The organism is uncultured Victivallis sp. (assembly GCF_944391105.1).
In the GTDB taxonomy this organism is placed as follows: domain Bacteria; phylum Verrucomicrobiota; class Lentisphaeria; order Victivallales; family Victivallaceae; genus Victivallis.
The window spans coordinates 1-13,882 of the sequence record NZ_CALXSK010000012.1; the positions used below are offsets into that span (position 1 = coordinate 1).

Annotated in this window: 14 protein-coding genes; 9 read left to right on the forward strand and 5 right to left on the reverse strand. The window is 56.8% G+C overall.

The features are described from left to right. Nucleotides 1-125: 125 nt before the first annotated feature. The 5 genes from Q0K10_RS05675 to Q0K10_RS05695 all read right to left on the reverse strand — a co-directional run bounded on the left by Q0K10_RS05675 (nucleotide 126) and on the right by Q0K10_RS05695 (nucleotide 3,335). Nucleotides 126-563 (reverse strand): ester cyclase, encoded by a 438-nt coding sequence (locus Q0K10_RS05675; RefSeq protein WP_294504406.1) that lies wholly within the window; start codon nucleotides 561-563, stop codon nucleotides 126-128. 100 nt (nucleotides 564-663) lie between these two features. Then, a complete protein-coding gene (locus tag Q0K10_RS05680; protein ID WP_294504408.1) occupies nucleotides 664-1,572 on the reverse strand; it encodes a cation diffusion facilitator family transporter in 909 nt (302 codons plus the stop codon). A gap of 16 nt (nucleotides 1,573-1,588) precedes the next feature. Beyond that, complete coding sequence (locus Q0K10_RS05685; RefSeq protein ID WP_294504410.1) at nucleotides 1,589-2,374, reverse strand: MBL fold metallo-hydrolase; 786 nt, start codon at nucleotides 2,372-2,374, stop codon at nucleotides 1,589-1,591. 56 nt (nucleotides 2,375-2,430) lie between these two features. Continuing rightward, nucleotides 2,431-2,805 carry a metalloregulator ArsR/SmtB family transcription factor gene (locus Q0K10_RS05690; RefSeq protein WP_294504412.1) on the reverse strand — a complete coding sequence of 125 codons (375 nt, stop codon included), beginning with the start codon at nucleotides 2,803-2,805 and terminating at the stop codon, nucleotides 2,431-2,433. A 173-nt stretch (nucleotides 2,806-2,978) separates the two neighbouring features. Beyond that, nucleotides 2,979-3,335 (reverse strand): helix-turn-helix domain-containing protein, encoded by a 357-nt coding sequence (locus Q0K10_RS05695; RefSeq protein ID WP_294504415.1) that lies wholly within the window; start codon nucleotides 3,333-3,335, stop codon nucleotides 2,979-2,981. Nucleotides 3,336-3,616: 281 nt separating this feature from the next. Here Q0K10_RS05695 and Q0K10_RS05700 point away from each other — a divergent pair, with 281 nt between their 5' ends. From Q0K10_RS05700 to uca, 9 genes are all read left to right on the forward strand, one after another. Further along, the gene (locus Q0K10_RS05700) at nucleotides 3,617-4,174 is read left to right on the forward strand and encodes a flavodoxin family protein (protein WP_294504417.1); all 558 of its coding nucleotides are present in this window, start codon (nucleotides 3,617-3,619) and stop codon (nucleotides 4,172-4,174) included. Nucleotides 4,175-4,196: 22 nt separating this feature from the next. Beyond that, nucleotides 4,197-4,817, forward strand: a complete 621-nt coding sequence (locus tag Q0K10_RS05705) for a flavodoxin family protein (protein WP_294504419.1) — start codon at nucleotides 4,197-4,199, stop codon at nucleotides 4,815-4,817. A gap of 351 nt (nucleotides 4,818-5,168) precedes the next feature. After that, nucleotides 5,169-6,161, forward strand: a complete 993-nt coding sequence (locus tag Q0K10_RS05710; protein WP_294504421.1) for an ABC transporter substrate-binding protein — start codon at nucleotides 5,169-5,171, stop codon at nucleotides 6,159-6,161. Between the two features lie 29 nt (nucleotides 6,162-6,190). After that, nucleotides 6,191-7,264: an ABC transporter permease subunit gene (locus Q0K10_RS05715; RefSeq protein WP_366942965.1), complete on the forward strand. Its 1,074-nt coding sequence runs from the start codon at nucleotides 6,191-6,193 to the stop codon at nucleotides 7,262-7,264. Continuing rightward, on the forward strand, nucleotides 7,245-8,144 hold the full coding sequence (locus tag Q0K10_RS05720) for an ABC transporter ATP-binding protein (protein WP_294504425.1): 900 nt from the start codon (nucleotides 7,245-7,247) through the stop codon (nucleotides 8,142-8,144). Before Q0K10_RS05715 ends, Q0K10_RS05720 begins: the two co-directional genes overlap by 20 nt. A gap of 22 nt (nucleotides 8,145-8,166) precedes the next feature. Next, nucleotides 8,167-8,892, forward strand: a complete 726-nt coding sequence (locus Q0K10_RS05725) for an urea amidolyase associated protein UAAP1 (RefSeq protein WP_294504427.1) — start codon at nucleotides 8,167-8,169, stop codon at nucleotides 8,890-8,892. A 9-nt stretch (nucleotides 8,893-8,901) separates the two neighbouring features. Further along, complete coding sequence (locus Q0K10_RS05730) at nucleotides 8,902-9,546, forward strand: urea amidolyase associated protein UAAP2 (RefSeq protein ID WP_294504429.1); 645 nt, start codon at nucleotides 8,902-8,904, stop codon at nucleotides 9,544-9,546. A gap of 15 nt (nucleotides 9,547-9,561) precedes the next feature. Beyond that, nucleotides 9,562-10,212 (forward strand): DUF1989 domain-containing protein, encoded by a 651-nt coding sequence (locus tag Q0K10_RS05735; RefSeq protein ID WP_294504432.1) that lies wholly within the window; start codon nucleotides 9,562-9,564, stop codon nucleotides 10,210-10,212. A gap of 9 nt (nucleotides 10,213-10,221) precedes the next feature. Further along, on the forward strand, nucleotides 10,222-13,824 hold the full coding sequence (uca, locus tag Q0K10_RS05740; RefSeq protein ID WP_294504434.1) for an urea carboxylase: 3,603 nt from the start codon (nucleotides 10,222-10,224) through the stop codon (nucleotides 13,822-13,824). Nucleotides 13,825-13,882: the final 58 nt, after the last annotated feature.

Here is a 13,882-nt window from a genome sequence, read left to right on the forward strand (position 1 = left end):
GCGCCGAAACGGTTTTGACGCACGAAAAAACAAGTGATTAACACGAGAGAGCCAATACTTTTGAAATTGGCTCTGTATTCCGATCTTTCTGCCCCGTTGGTTTAAACTTGCTAATAACTCATCTGTCACTTCAGCGGCAGATTGGTAACACCAAGCTGCTTGAAGATGTCGTAACGGTCGTATTTGGCTCGTTTTTCAATGATTTTTCCCGCGTCGTTGAAAGTGAGCCAGGTCATGAAGTCCATCATGATATGTTTTTTCGGAGCAGGCACTCCATGCCAGGAATCCCCGAGAAGTGTGCCCTCAAATGTGAGATAGACCGCCACGAAATCGCCATCTGCCGCGATTCTTTCGACTTTCATTTTGAAATCGCCGGCGGGATCCATATTTGCCCGCTCGTAATCAATGAATGCCTGCAGACCTTCCAGTTTTGTATGGATCTGCGGATAATAGACGAAATTCTCATCGCAAAGTTCGAAGAGCTTGTCATATTGTTTGCTGGCAATCCGTTCATAAAACTTTCTGGCGGTTTCCTTGTTCATCGCGGTTTTCTGCTCGCTCATGATTTTTTCCTTTCCTGATTTGTAGAGGTTGAGGAGTTGTTGTCCGATCCTTCGGAGATGAAGAGCTGTCACATCTCCGAAGGAATTGTATTTCATGGATTTATTCCTTCTGCTTATCGGGACATTGCGTGGTCGGGGATTCCGCCTCCAGCGTGGCGTGGCTGATTCCGTGTTCGGCGAGCTCCTCGTGCAGACGCTTCCGGGTCTCCTCCCACTCTCCCGCGTCGCGGAGAACGACATGTGCGGTCAGGGCGTTTTCCGTCGTGCTGATCGGCCAGATGTGGAGATGATGAACCGCCTCCACATTCGGATCCTCCAGCAGATGCTCCCGGATGGTCTCGACGTGAATCCCGGCCGGAACTCCGTCCATCGCCAGACGCACGCTCTCTTTCAGGAGTCCCCAGGTGGAGAACAGAATCACCACGGCGACCACCAGCCCGATCAGCGGGTCGACGATGTTCCAGCCGGTCCAGAGAATCAGAATTCCGGAGAGAACCACCCCCACCGAAACCAGCGTGTCGGCCAGCATGTGCAGATAGGCGCCTTTCACATTCAGATCATGCTCCTTTTCCCGCTGGAAGAAGAACACGGTCAGTCCGTTGATGACCACCCCGATGCCGGCCGTGATGATGATCGGCCAGCCGCCGACCTCCTCCGGAGAGAGGAACTTCCGGATGCACTCCGTCACAATCGCGCCCACGGCGACCAGAAGGATCGCCGCATTCAGCAGCGACGCCCAGATCGTCCCCTTCCGAAGCCCGTAGGTGTAGTTCGGAAGATAACGTTTTTTCGCCAGCAGAAATGCGACCAGCGAAATCAACAGCCCGCTCACATCTCCGAGATTGTGTCCCGCATCCGCGAGCAGCCCCATTGAGTTGAAGAGGAATCCCGCCGTGAATTCCCCGATGACGAAGAGTGTGTTCAACACGATTCCGACCAGGAATGCGCGCCCTTTGACCGCATCCGCGGAGAGTTCATGATGGTGATGATGATGTTCATGAGCCGGCATGATCGATTCCTCCCGTTCAGAATTCGCAGACTTCCCCGTCTTCCGGGACAAGGAGCCGCGTTTCCAGATGATGCTGCTGCACATAGCGTTTCAAATCCCTGCGCCAGAGCGTTTCATGACCGACATTGTCCATGTGGCTGGCGATGACGACGGCATGCGGAGCGTGATCGAGCACCGCCTGGACATCTTCCAGATCCATGATGATCCGTCCGAAGCCGCGGATGGTCGCCGCCGCCGCGTTCACCACGATCACATCGGGTTTGAACGAGTCGAGCGCGGCTTTCACATAGTCGCACCAGATCGTATCTCCGACGAGGTAGAGGGTTTTCTCTTCGGCCGGGTGGCGCATCACGACGCCGCAGGCGGAACTGCGCAACTCCATTTTCTCATACAGCAGACCGATGTTTCCGGGCTGGCCATGCAGGCAGTCGGTTTTTGTGAGCTGCACACCGTTGAATTCCACTCCGGCATATTTCAGAATCCGGACATCCTGAAATCCTTTCGCCAGCAACGTCTCCCCGTCGATCTCGTCCTGCACGAAAATCACCATGGATTTCGGAATCTTCTCCATGGCCGTTTCATCGAAGTGATCGAAATGCAGATGGGTCGCGATGACGGCATCCACATCCAGAATTTCGTCCAGCGGCAGCGGCAGATCACTCACCGGACAGCGCAGATCCGGATTCGGAGAGCCCGGAATCGGCGGAATCGACCCCTTGTCCCCCAGCCACGGATCCACGAGAAAACGCACCCCGCCGAATGTCACGATCGCCGTCGCACTTCTGATTTCTTGAAATTTCATAGCTGCCCCCTTTATTCATCATTTTATGAAATATTGAATTGTTGTATAAAAAAATATCACTCTTTCAACTGCATGAGGTGATCGATCAGCTGCTGACGCTGCTGCTCCATGCAGACGGTTTTTTCTTCAGGCGAAAGGCGGTTGAATTCGTCGCGCGCTTCCATGAAACGGATCATCCAGGGAATGCACGGATACGCAAGACGGTAAAAAACGTGTTTGCCGCGCTTGTCGCTCTCCACGACATGCGCTTTCTTCAAAACGTTCAGATGCTGGCTGATCGAGGAAAACTCCTCGCCGGTTCCGGTGACGAAATCACAGACGCAGAGCTCCTTTCCCTCCAGATTTTTTGCGATCCAGAGCCGGGTCGGATGTCCAAGCGCCTTGAATACCTCCGCAAGGTTGGCAAGTTCTCTGGTTTCATCGTTTGCCATTGAAAACTTCTCCTTTCAACATTTTATAATATAATGTAATGATAAAATTTATCAAGCTGGAAAAGGATTTTTTTCATGAATTTTCCGGCCGACGGAGTCGATCCTTCACTCTTGTCCCGGAATCTTGTTGATTTCCGGGACACTATGGTCGCATGAATGCTCCGGTTCGTGCGTCAATCTTCCGGGCACGGATCGGGAATACCGAGATATTCGAAGTAGTTGTGCCCCCAGTCACTCATGGCGTTGACGATCGGCACGAGGGTTTTGCCCAGTTCCGTCAGAGAATATTCCGTCTTCGGCGGGACAACCGGATACAGTTTCCGCCGGATGATGCCGTCGCTCTCGAGTTCTTTCAACTGCTGGCTGAGCATTTTGGCTGTCGCCTGCGGGATGGCTTTCTGAATCTCGTTGTAGCGCATGACGGAAGAGACGTTCAAATGCCAGATGATGATGGCCTTGTATTTCCCGCCGAGCACCGCCATCGCGGCCTCCACCGAACAGTGAAACGACAACGCTTTTTTCTTGTCCATCTGAAAACTTCCACTTTTATTCCAGAAAAAATCAATTTTTCTTTTACTATATCCCGCAATGTTCCGAAAAGCAAATTCTGAGCATAAAACGTATACTAACTCAAAAGATAGTATTATACGGTTATGATATTATAGTACAAAATAGTGCATTCTTGACAGAAAAACTTTTCGGGTTATATTGATTGGAAAGAAAATATTTGATCGGACGATCCGGGGAAGGAAGGGGCGAAATCCTCTTTCCCCGGATCCATTTGGAAAACATCAGAAAAGGAGTTGGAAAAATGAGCAGGAAAATTCTGGTTCTGAACGGCAGCCCGCGCTTGAACGGCAATACGGCGGCCCTGATAGAGGAGTTCACCCGCGGTGCGGAAGCAGGCGGCAATACGGTGGTCCGCTTCGATCTGGATCGGATGTCGATTCACGGCTGCAAGGGGTGTCTCGGCGGCGGCCGGAATCCTGACTCTCCCTGCGTACAGAAAGATGATATGGAGAAGATCTATCCGGAGTACCGGTCGGCGGACATTCTGGTTTTCGCCTCGCCGATGTACTACTGGGGATTTTCCGGTCAGTTGAAGTGCGTGCTGGACCGTCTGTTCGCTGTGACCGAGTCCGATCCGAACTGGGTGACTCCGCACAAGCAGACGATTCTGCTGATGGCCTCGGAGGGCAGCGGGCGGGAGAACGAGGAGCCGGTTCTCCATTACTACAAAGCGCTGCTCGGGTTTCTGGACTGGGAGGATCTCGGCACTCTGATTGCGGGAGGGGTCTTGAAACTCGGCGACATCGCGGGGCATCCGGAGCTGAAGAAAGCGTTCGAGCTCGGGGAGAGCATTCGTTAAACTCAAAGAGGAGCAAGTTTCCATGAAAGTGTTACTGGTCAACGGAAGTCCCCATCGGGACGGCTGCACATTCACTTCTCTTTCCGAGGTGGCCGGCGCATTGCACAAAAACGGCGTCGAGTCGGAAATCTTCTGGATCGGGAATCGGGCTGTTCAGGGATGCATCGGTTGCTGGAAGTGCCATGAAGAGGGGGCGGACGGCTGCGTGTTCCGGGAGAAACTTTATACAGATTTTGTAACGAAGATGAAAGAGAGTGACGCTCTGGTCATCGGAGCGCCCGTCTACTATGCGGGTCCTCCGGGAGCTCTCTGCGCGATTCTCGACCGGGTGTTTTTCTCGGCGTCGGAATATTTTCAGTTCAAACCCGCGGCCTGTGTGGTCAACTGCCGCCGCGGTGGAGCGAGCGCGACATTTGACCGGTTGAACAAATACTTCACCATTCTGCAAATGCCGGTCGTCTCAAGTCAGTACTGGAACTCGACCCACGGGTTGACACCGGACGAGGTCCGGCGTGATCTCGAAGGTCTCCAGACCATGCGCACCCTTGGGAACAATATGGCGTATCTGCTTAAAAGCATGGCGCAATCGAACCTGCCGCGCCCGCCTCAGGAGCCGAAGGTCGCGACCAATTTCATCTCGTAGGAGAAGAGTCGGAGCGATGCCGGTCATCTGCGAAATGCCGATTTCGCGCACGTTTGCAGATGACCGGCATCGCTTTTTCCTCCCACCGTTTTGTCCCCGATCTTGTGAAACACATTTGTAAATTTCCACACCGATGACGACGCTTTCGGCAGTCGTCATCATGCGTTTCCCCTGTCAAGGCATTCCAATCCGTTTTTTTGGAACAAAAATGGTCTTACCAACGCCGCAGCTTATACAAAATTGTAAAACATAAGTCGGACGATTCAACACGATCCGCCTCAGAAAACAACATTGGCATCAATTCTGCTTAAGACAGGACAGCCAACCGTTCATAAGACAAGGAGGTTGAAAATGAGTGGTTTTAAGTTTGTCTTAGCAGGAATCCTGAGTGTTGTCACTCCTCTGATTATGATGGCGGCTGACCAGCCGACGCTGCGAATCGGATACAGCGACTGGCCCGGCTGGACCGCCTGGGAGATCGCCGACAAAAAAGGATTTTTCCAGAAACACGGTGTGAACGTCAAACTCGAATGGTTCGAGTACGGGCCCTCACTCGATGCGTTTTCCGTCGGGAAAATCGATGCGGTAGGACTCTCCAACGGCGACGCGATGGTGCTCAATGCAACCGGCGCGCGGAACGTCATCATCCTCATCAACGATTACAGCAACGGCAACGACAAAATCGTCGCCCGCCCCGGAATCAATTCCGTCAAGGAACTCAAGGGGAAAAAGGTCGGGGTTGAATTCGGATGTCTGAGCCATGCGCTTCTCATCAACGCTCTCACAAAGAACGGGCTCAAAGAGTCGGATGTGGAACTCGTGAACATGCCGACCCATCAGGCCGCGCAGATCCTCGAGACCGGCGAGGTCGACGCCGTGGTCGCCTGGCAGCCGCACTCGGGCAACGCGCTTGAACTCGTGAAGGGTTCCAAAGCCATCTATACGAGCGCGGATGAGCCCGGCATCATCTACGATACACTGACCGTTTCGACGGAAAGTCTGATGAAGCATCGCGACGAATGGCGGAAGGTCGTTGCCGCCTGGTATGACGTCATCGATTTTCTGAACGATCCCGCAACTCGTCCGGAAGCGATCAAAATCATGGCCGACCGGGTCGGCGTTTCCGCAAAAAAATATGGGGAATATATCGACGGGACCCGTTTTCTCACTGCGGAGGAGGCTCTGGCCCGTTTCCGCAAAACGCCGGGCTTCGACTCCATTTACGGTTCGTCGGAAATTGTCGACAAGTTCTTCTTCGGGAATAAGATCTACAAGAAAAGCGTCGATGTGAACCGGCATATCACGCCGATCTTTACGAAAGAGTATCTGACCCGTCAGAAATAATTCACGGTTCCGGATTGAGGTAGTTCATGATGAAAATGCAGAACGTTGGCTGTTTTGCCATACGAAAAAAATTAACCAGACGTCAGGAATATATTCTGCTGTTTCTCTCGTTCGCACTGCCGCTTCTGCTCTGGTGCCTGGTAAGCTACGTCCCGTTTCTCTATCACCCGCTGATCCGGGTGACGGACGCCGGGGACAGCTTCCTGTGCGCCCCGGGCGATCTCATCGAGCGCAGCGCGTTTGAAGAGGAAAATCGGGAACTGGCCTCGGGCGGCGGGAAGGTCATGCGGGGGGAGCGGGCGAACCCCGCATATCTCCCGGCGCCGCATCAGGTTGCCCGATCGCTGGTTACCGCGTTTCTTACTCCGCCGCGCCGCGACGGGGAGGCGTGGTTTCACGAGAGCATCGGGCACAGCATCCGGATTGTATTCCTCGGATTTCTGATCTCTTCGCTCTTCGGTGTCCCGCTGGGGATTCTCTGTGGGACATTTCCGTTTTTCGAGCGTCTGATCGAACCGTTCATCGAATTTTTCCGTTATTTCCCCGCGCCGGTGTTTGCGACACTGTGCGTGGCGATCCTCGGAATCAACGATGCGCCGAAGATTGCGATCATCTTCATCGGAACCTTTTTCCAGCAGCTGCCGATGGTGGCCAATACCACCCGCAGCGCGGACGGCGCATTGATCGAGGCGGCTCAGACGCTCGGCGCATCCCGGAGAAGAATCCTCATGAAAGTCATCATCCCGAGTGTTCTCCCGCGGCTCTACAAGGATATGCGGATTCTGCTCGGCTGGGCGTGGACCTATCTGATCGTCGCGGAAGTGGTCGGAACGAGTTCCGGAATCAGCTGGTTCATCAACCAGCAGGCGAAATACCGGGACTTTTCGAATGTGTACGCCGCGATCATCATCATCTGCTGCATCGGATTGTTCTGTGATATGTTCCTCGCGTGGTTCGGCCGCCAGATCTTCCCGTGGGAGAGCAAGCACAAGGGGATTTTCTACCGGGCGGCGGAGGAGATTTTCGGTCCCCGTGACCAGGTGTTTTCGATCGTTCTTTCCAAAGAGGAGAGGAGGAAAAGAGATGAACAGCACTCTGCCTGATTACAAACAAATGATGAGTCCCGAGGTGCGTGACCGGCTCGCACGGCTGGTTCGCCGCCCGGTCATCATGGAAACCCTGAATCTCTTCAAGGAGTTTCCGACTTCCAGCGGGAAAAAACAGATTGTCCTGAAAGATATTTCGTTTCAGGTCCATCAGCGGGAGTTTCTCTCGATCATCGGCCCCTCCGGTTGCGGAAAGTCGACGCTGATCCGCATTCTGGCCGGACTCGAAACGGCGACTTCCGGCGAAATTCTGCTGGACGGCAAACCGGTCGTCGCTCCCGGCGCGGAACGCGGTATGGTCTTTCAGAAGTACACGCTCTTCCCCTGGCTGACCGTCTGCCGGAACGTCATGTTCGGGCTGGAATCGATCGGCAAGGATCGCGACACCGCCGAAAACATCGCACTGCAGTGGCTGGACATCATCGGGCTGGCCCGGTATGCGGACTACTATCCCGGACAGCTTTCCGGAGGCATGCAGCAGCGTGTGGCGATCGCCAGAGCCCTCGCGCCTCAGCCGCGCGTTCTGCTCATGGACGAACCGTTCGGGGCGCTCGACGCGCAGACCCGGACTCAGATGCAGAATTATCTGCTTGAAGTCTGGCGGAACATCGACATCACGATCATTTTCGTGACGCACGATCTGGATGAGGCGGTCTATCTCTCAGACCGCATTCTGGCGCTGAAAGCGAATCCGGGCGAAATCAATGAACTCATCGAAGTTCCGCTCCCGCGGCCGCGCCGTTCGCGAATGCTGCTCGAACCGGAGTTTCTCGCAACCCGGGAGCACATCGACAAGTTGATCCGTCCTCCCGTCAAGCGGGAAGACGAGTGTGAATTCAAAGTCGTCAATATGGTCGGCGACAAGACATTTTTGTAAAACCCGAACAGGAGGTATGATTATGAACAACGACATCACGGATCGGATCATCACGGAAACCACCATCGCCGGAGGCTGGAACTACTCGCGCATCATTCGCCGGGGCCAGGCTCTGCGGCTGACCGATATCGAGGGCGGCGGAAACGTTTCGGCCATGTTCTACAACGCCGCGAATTTCTCGGAACGGTTCAATCTCGGGGACACCCTGAAGATTCAACATATCTGCCGTCTCACGAAAGATTGCTGCATCTACTCCGACATGGGGCGGATTCTCATGAGCGTTCCCGCGGACACCTGCGGATGGCACGACATGCTCTGCGGCTGCGCCCACGCCTCCCTCATCGAGAAGAAGTTCGGAAAGAAGGAGTACCAGGAGGCGCACAACGACTTCTACCGGAACGGTTACGACTCTCTGCTCGTCGAACTGGGCAAGCACGGCATGACCAAACGCGACTTCACGGAGATCATCAACTTCTTCTCCAAAGTCGTTGTGGATGACAAGGGCGCCATGAGTTTCATCGAGGGCAACTCCAAACCCGGCGATTACGTCGACCTGCGTGCGGAGATTGATACGCTGGTGATTCTCGATACCGGCATGCATCCGCTTTCCCCCGCGACCGAATATCCGCGCAAGCCGATCAAGGCGACGGTTTACCGCTGCGAGCCCGGAACGAAGGAGGATCCCTGCTTCACCTGGTGTCCGGAGAACGAGCGGGGTTTCATTGCAACTGAACTTTATCTTGCGTGAGGTGATGTCATGGTTACGGAATATCTTGAAAGCAATCGCAAAGAGGCCGATGCCGTCTATGTCGAAACCGTCAAGGCCGGTAACGGATGGATGCACACCGTGAAAAAGGGACAGGTCCTGCGGATCGTCGATGTGAACGGCAATCAGGCGGTCGACACCATCTTCTACAACGCCGATGACATTTATGAGCGTTACAGCGTGCAGCAGACGGTTCAAGCGCAGCGGAACGCCCTCGTCGGGCTCGGAACCGAGCTGCGCTCCAACGACGACAACGTCATGCTCAAGGTGGTGGCCGACACCTGCGGAGATCACGATACGCTCGGCAGCGCCTGCTCCTGCGAAAGCAATATGATCCGTTACGGATTCCATACGCGCTACATGCACGCGTGCCGGGAGACGTTTCTGGCCAAACTGCTTGCGACGCCGGGGATGGACAAGCGCGATCAGGTCAACAATCTGAATTTCTTCATGTACGTTCCGCTCGACGCGGAGGGCCGGCTCAATTTTGCCGACGGCATCTCCTCTCCGGGGAAATACATCGAACTGCAGGCGATGATGAACGTCATCGTTCTGGTGTCGAACTGCCCGCAGCTGAACAATCCCTGCAACGGTTACGATCCGACGCCGGTCAAAATGATCATCTGGGATAACTGAAATGGAGAGAAGAACATGAACGATAAGCTGTTGGACATCCCGCGCGACAGGGCTTCCGCCGTCTATTCGGAAACCGTCAAGGCCGGAACCGGCTGGATGCACACCGTGAAGAAAGGGCAGATCCTGCGGATCATCGATCTCTGCGGCAACCAGTCCGTCGACATGCTTCTCTACAATGCGCACAATCCGGGCGAGCGCTACAACGTCAACAATACGCTGGCGGCTCAGCGCAAGGCGCTGATCGAACTTGGAACCGAAATCCGTTCCAACGACGACAACGTCATGTTCCGGGTGGTGGCAGACACCTGCGGCGAACACGATACACTCGGCAGCGGCTGCTCCGCGGAGGGGAACACGATCCGTTACACCGGTCGGACCCGTTACATGCACAGCTGCCGTGACACTTTTGTCCGGAAGTTTCTGGAGACGCCGGGGATGAGCAAGCGCGACCAGACCTGCAATCTGAATTTTTTCACGAAAGTCCTGCTCGACGACAGCGGACATCTGGAATTTGCCGACGGCATTTCCGGTGCCGGAAAGTACGTCGATCTGCTTGCGGAGATGGATGTTCTGGTTCTCGTCTCGAACTGTGCGCAGTTGAACAATCCCTGCAATGATTACAATCCGACACCGGTTGAGATGATCATCTGGGATCAAGAGGAGTGACAAACGATCATGTTTACGAAAGTATTGATTGCGAACCGCGGCGAAATCGCCTGCCGCATCATCCGCACGCTCAGAAAGATGGGGGTGGGGTCCGTCGCCGTCTATTCGGACCCGGATGCGACCGCCGCCCACGTTCTGCAGGCGGATGAGGCGGTGCGGGTCGGCCCCGCATCGGCCGCGGAGAGCTACTTGAATGTGGAGGCGATTCTTGACGCCGCCCGCCGGACCGGAGCGCAGGCGATTCACCCCGGTTACGGTTTTCTGAGCGAAAACGCCACATTTGCGCGTCTCTGTGCGGAGAACGGAATCGAATTCATCGGCCCGACGCCGGAGCAGCTCGTCGACTTCGGGCTCAAGCACAAGGCGCGGGAACTTGCGGAACGCTGGAGTGTTCCGCTTGTCCCCGGGAGCGGACTTCTGGATGAGGTACAGGCGGCGAAACGGGCCGCTGCCGAAATCGGTTATCCCGTGATGCTCAAGAGCACCGCCGGCGGCGGCGGAATCGGGATGTGCATCTGCCGGAACGATAAGGAGCTTGCGGAGGGGTTCGAGCGGATCGGACGCCTGAGCCGCAACAACTTCAAGGATTCCGGGCTCTTTCTCGAGAAGTACATCGAACGGGCCCGCCACGTCGAGGTGCAGATTTTCGGCGACGGAAAGGGCGGCGTTGCGATTCTCGGCGAACGCGACTGTTCCGTCCAGCGGCGCAACCAGAAAGTGATCGAGGAGACCCCCGCGCCAAATCTGCCGGACGCGACCCGGCGCGCGCTTCATGAGGCGGCCCGCCGGCTCGCGGAGGGAGTCGCCTATCGTTCCGCCGGAACTGTCGAATTCATCTACGACAGCGAGGCGGATCGTTTCTATTTTCTGGAAGTCAATACGCGGCTGCAGGTCGAGCACGGCGTCACGGAGTCCGTGTTCGGAATCGATCTGGTCGAGTGGATGGTGAGGCTCGCCGCCGGGGAGAGTCCGTTCCGGCCGGGGGAGAGTTTCCGTCCCGAGGGGGCGGCCATGGAGTTCCGGATTTACGCGGAGGATCCCGGCCGGAACTTCCAGCCGTCGAGCGGACTGGTCACGCGCGCGGCGTTTCCAGCGGGCGTCCGGTGCGACACCTGGATTTCGACCGGAACTGAAGTCAGCGCGTTCTACGATCCGCTGCTCGCGAAGATCATCGTGAAAGGCGGAGACCGCGCCGAGGTGATCCGCAAGGCGGAAGAAGCGCTCAAGGCGACCGAGATCGCCGGATTTGAAACGAATCTTCTGCTGCTGCGCGACGTCCTCGGCATGGCGCCGTTCCGCGAGGGGCGGGCCGGGACCTGGCTGCTGAAGGAATATGTCTATTCTGCGCCGACGTTTGAAATTCTCTCCCCTGGAACGCAGACCACGGTGCAGGATTATCCCGGCCGTCTCGGTTACTGGGCGGTCGGCGTTCCGCCGTCGGGGCCGATGGATGCGTACAGTTTCCGGCTGGCCAACCGGATCGTCGGGAACGCGCCGGAGGCTCCGGGGCTGGAGATGACGCTTTCGGGCGCCTCGCTCCGTTTCAACACGGATGCGCTCTTCGCTCTGACCGGCGGAGAGTTTCCGGCGACCCTGAACGGAACGGAGATTCCCCGGAATACACCGGTCTCTGCGAAGAGGGGCGATGTGCTCAAAGTCGGCACGACCCGCTGCGGGCAGCGCTGTTATTTCGCCGTTGCCGGCGGAATCGACGTGCCGGAGTACCTCGGCAGCCGTTCGACGTTTACGCTCGGCCGGTTCGGCGGACACGGGGGGAGGGCGCTCGCCGCGGGCGACGTGCTCCATATCGGCAACTGGAAGGTTTCCGAACCGCTGTCTCCGGCGGCAGCTGCCGTTCCGTCCATCGGGAACAGCTGGAAGATCGCCGTTCTTTACGGGCCGCACGGCGCGCCCGACTACTTCACGGATGAAGACATCGAAGAGTTCTTCCGGGCGGAATGGGAGGTTCATTACAACTCCTCGCGCACCGGCGTCCGGCTGGTCGGCCCCCGGCCGAAGTGGGCGCGTCCGGACGGCGGAGAGGCCGGACTGCATCCGTCCAATCTGCATGACAACGCCTACGCCGTCGGAACGATCGACTTCACGGGCGACATGCCGGTGATTCTCGGCAAGGACGGGCCGAGCCTCGGCGGGTTCGTCTGTCCGGCGACGATCATCACGGCGGATCTCTGGAAAGTCGGGCAGCTCCGCAGCGGCGACAAGGTGAAGTTCGTCCCCGTCACTCCGGCGCAGGCCGCTGAACGTCGCGAGGCGCTCGAAGCGATTCTGGAGCACCCGGAAAAGGCGGATCATCCGGTCGCGGAACCTGTCGGCACGGTTCCCGGGTCGCCGGTTCTTGCGGAGTTTCATCGTGAGGACGCCATGTCGCACATCGTCTGCCGCCAGGACGGAGACGCGAATTTCCTGCTGGAGTTCGGGCCGCCGGTCATCGATTTGCGACTCCGCTTCACGGCGCACGCGTGGATGCTGAAACTCGAAGAGATGCACCTTCCGGCGATTCTCGACATCACGCCGGGAATCCGTTCGATTCAGATTCATTTCGATCCGGCGAAGATGACGCAGGAGGAACTTCTGAAGTTGATCGCCGCTCTGGCGGAGAAACTCAAAACGGAGACGATCCGCTCGGTTCCGACCCGCACGGTCTATCTGCCGCTGAGCTGGGACGACCCGGCGACACGTCTCGCGATTCAGAAGTACGTCAGCACGGTTCGTCCGGACGCCCCCTGGTGCTGCCCGAACAACATCGAGTTCATCCGCCGGATCAACGGGCTCGACTCCGTCGAGGAGGTCGCAAAGATCGTGTTCGACGCGAATTACATCGTAATGGGTCTCGGAGACGTCTATCTCGGTGCGCCGGTGGCAACGCCGCTGGATCCGCGCCGCCGTCTGGTCACGACCAAGTACAACCCCGCCCGGACCTGGACGCCCGAAAACGCCGTCGGCATCGGCGGCGCGTACATGTGCGTTTACGGGATGGAGGGGCCCGGAGGCTACCAGTTCGTCGGACGGACGGTTCAGATGTGGAACCGCTTCAACGTCACACCGGAATTCGAGGAGGGCAAGCCTTATCTGCTCCGATTCTTCGACCAGGTCCGGTTCTTCCCGGTCGAGGCGGATGAACTGCTGAAAATCCGGCGCGACTTCATCGCGGGGAAATATCATATCCGCATGGAAGAGAGCGTGTTCGACATTCAGGAATATGAGAAGTTCCTCGAGGAGAACGCCGCTTCCATCGAGGCTTTCGAGACAAAGCGGAAACAGGCTTTTGAAGAGGAGAAGGCGCGCTGGATCGCCAACGGTCAGCTCACTTTCGAGAGCCATACGGTCGAAAGCGCCGCGCCCGCGGAGGAGGCCGAGTTGAAACCCGGTGAGAGCGGGGTTTACTCGCCGGTTGCCGGCAGTCTCTGGAAGCTGAACATAACCGAACCCGGCAAACGAGTGCGCGCAGGAGAGATTCTCGCAGTACTCGAGAGCATGAAAACCGAAATTCCGGTAGCCGCGGAATCCGACTGTGAAATCGTCCGGATCTTCTGTGCCGCCGGAAACGAGGTCAAGAGCGGACAGTGTCTGTTCGCAGTGAAGACGAATTGAACCTCGTCCGCTCCGCGTTGCCACGCCGGCCGACGCGGAACGCGGAGCGGAAAGAGGG

Bases quoted from the DNA above. Each gene is read 5' to 3' on its own strand.
- Q0K10_RS05675 (WP_294504406.1), bottom strand. From the start codon at position 563: ATGAGCGAGCAGAAAACCGCGATGAACAAGGAAACCGCCAGAAAGTTT.
- Q0K10_RS05680 (WP_294504408.1), bottom strand. From the start codon at position 1,572: ATGCCGGCTCATGAACATCATCATCACCATCATGAACTCTCCGCGGAT.
- Q0K10_RS05685 (WP_294504410.1), bottom strand. From the start codon at position 2,374: ATGAAATTTCAAGAAATCAGAAGTGCGACGGCGATCGTGACATTCGGC.
- Q0K10_RS05690 (WP_294504412.1), bottom strand. From the start codon at position 2,805: ATGGCAAACGATGAAACCAGAGAACTTGCCAACCTTGCGGAGGTATTC.
- Q0K10_RS05695 (WP_294504415.1), bottom strand. From the start codon at position 3,335: ATGGACAAGAAAAAAGCGTTGTCGTTTCACTGTTCGGTGGAGGCCGCG.
- Q0K10_RS05700 (WP_294504417.1), top strand. From the start codon at position 3,617: ATGAGCAGGAAAATTCTGGTTCTGAACGGCAGCCCGCGCTTGAACGGC.
- Q0K10_RS05705 (WP_294504419.1), top strand. From the start codon at position 4,197: ATGAAAGTGTTACTGGTCAACGGAAGTCCCCATCGGGACGGCTGCACA.
- Q0K10_RS05710 (WP_294504421.1), top strand. From the start codon at position 5,169: ATGAGTGGTTTTAAGTTTGTCTTAGCAGGAATCCTGAGTGTTGTCACT.
- Q0K10_RS05715 (WP_366942965.1), top strand. From the start codon at position 6,191: ATGAAAATGCAGAACGTTGGCTGTTTTGCCATACGAAAAAAATTAACC.
- Q0K10_RS05720 (WP_294504425.1), top strand. From the start codon at position 7,245: ATGAACAGCACTCTGCCTGATTACAAACAAATGATGAGTCCCGAGGTG.
- Q0K10_RS05725 (WP_294504427.1), top strand. From the start codon at position 8,167: ATGAACAACGACATCACGGATCGGATCATCACGGAAACCACCATCGCC.
- Q0K10_RS05730 (WP_294504429.1), top strand. From the start codon at position 8,902: ATGGTTACGGAATATCTTGAAAGCAATCGCAAAGAGGCCGATGCCGTC.
- Q0K10_RS05735 (WP_294504432.1), top strand. From the start codon at position 9,562: ATGAACGATAAGCTGTTGGACATCCCGCGCGACAGGGCTTCCGCCGTC.
- uca (WP_294504434.1), top strand. From the start codon at position 10,222: ATGTTTACGAAAGTATTGATTGCGAACCGCGGCGAAATCGCCTGCCGC.